The sequence below is a fragment of the Flavobacterium salmonis genome, assembly GCF_903819435.1.
GTDB lineage: Bacteria > Bacteroidota > Bacteroidia > Flavobacteriales > Flavobacteriaceae > Flavobacterium > Flavobacterium chungangense.
The window spans coordinates 1-2,189 of sequence record NZ_CAIJDP010000004.1 but is presented as its reverse complement, the minus strand read 5'-3'; the positions used below and the strand labels follow the sequence as shown (position 1 = coordinate 2,189).

Sequence of the window (2,189 nt, the reverse complement as noted above, 5' to 3'; positions counted from 1 at the left end):
CACCGCTACACTGAGCACGGCTACGACTACCGCTACAGTGGTAAGTTTAGGCTTTACAGGAACAGCTTCAGCAGGAGATTACGCAGCAAGCACTACTACCATCACCATCCCTGCAGGCCAATTGACCGGCACGATCACTATTGATCCGACCGATGACGTGCTGTACGAAGGCAACGAAACAGTAATCATCGATATCACGAATGTTACAGGAGCTACAGAAAACGGCGTTCAGCAAGCAACGGTAACGATCACTGATGACGAGACCACCCCAACAGTAACACTGAGCGGAACAGCCTCAATCGCAGAGAACGCATCAGGTACTGCTACAATCACCGCTACGCTGAGCACGGCTACGACTATCGATACGGTAGTAAGCTTAGGCTTTACAGGAACAGCTTCAGCAGGAGATTACGCAGCCAGCAATACTACCATCACCATCCCGGCAGGCCAGTTGACCGGCACGATCACGATTGATCCGACCGATGATGCCCTATACGAAGGAAACGAAACAGTAATTGTCGACATCACAGGAGTAACCGGAGGCAATGGTGCTACAGAAAACGGCGTTCAGCAGGCAATCGTTACGATCACCGATGACGAGACCACCCCAACGGTAACACTTAGCGGAACAGCTTCAATAGCCGAGAACGCAGCAGGTACCGCTACAATCACCGCTACACTGAGCACGGCTACGACTACCGCTACAGTGGTAAGTTTAGGCTTTACAGGAACAGCTTCAGCAGGAGATTACGCAGCCAGTAATACTACCATTACGATTCCTGCAGGCCAATTGACCGGTACGATCACTATTGATCCGGCCGATGATACCCTATACGAAGGAAATGAAACAGTAATTGTCGACATCACAGGAGTAACCGGAGGCAATGATGCTATAGAAAACGGCGTTCAGCAGGCAACGGTAACGATCACCGATGATGAGACCGCCCCAACGGTAACACTTAGCGGAACAGCTTCAATCGCAGAGAACGCATCAGGTACTGCTACAATCACCGCTACGCTGAGCACGGCTACGACTATCGATACGGTAGTAAGCTTAGGCTTTACAGGATCAGCTTCAGCAGGAGATTACGCAGCAAGCACTACTACGATCACCATCCCTGCAGGCCAATTGACCGGAACGATCACTATTGATCCGACCGATGATGCGCTGTACGAAGGAAATGAAACCGTAATCATCGATATCACGAATGTTACAGGAGCTACGCCGGGCAGTACAACTCAGGCAATCGTTACGATCACCGATGACGAGACCATCCCAACAGTAACACTTAGCGGAACAGCTTCAATCGCCGAGAATGCATCAGGAACCGCTACAATCACCGCTACGCTGAGCACGGCTACGACTACCGCTACAGTGGTAAGCTTAGGCTTTACAGGAACAGCTTCAGCAGGAGATTACGCAGCAAGCAATACTACGATTACCATCCCGGCAGGCCAGTTGACCGGCACGATCACTATTGATCCGACCGATGATGCCCTGTACGAAGGAAATGAAACCGTAATCATCGATATCACGAATGTTACAGGAGCTACGGCGGGCAGTACAACTCAGGCAATCGTTACGATCACCGATGACGAGACCAACCCAACGGTAACACTTAGCGGAACAGCTTCAATCGCAGAGAACGCAGCAGGAACCGCTACAATCACCGCTACGCTGAGCACGGCTACGACTACCGATACGGTAGTAAGCTTAGGCTTTACAGGAACAGCTTCAGCAGGAGATTATACAGCAAGCAATACTACGATCACCATCCCGGCAGGCCAGCTGACCGGAACGATCACTATTGATCCGACCGATGATGCGCTGTACGAAGGAAACGAAACCGTAACCATCGATATCACGAATGTTACAGGCGGCAATGGTGCTACAGAAAACGGCGTTCAGCAGGCAACGGTAACGATCACCGATGACGAGACCAACCCAACGGTAACACTTAGCGGAACAGCTTCAATCGCAGAGAACGCAGCAGGAACCGCTACAATCACCGCTACGCTGAGCACGGCTACGACTACCGATACGGTAGTAAGCTTAGGCTTTACAGGAACAGCTTCAGCAGGAGATTATACAGCAAGCAATACTACGATCACCATCCCGGCAGGCCAGCTGACCGGAACGATCACTATTGATCCGACCGATGATGCGCTGTACGAAGGAAACGAAACCG

Annotated in this window: 1 protein-coding gene; it reads left to right on the top strand. The window is 51.2% G+C overall.

The genetic code is table 11. The features are described from left to right. Positions 1 to 2,189, top strand: a 2,189-nt coding sequence (locus tag FLACHUCJ7_RS00020; protein ID WP_317170837.1) for a beta strand repeat-containing protein, incomplete at both ends; no start/stop codon positions are given.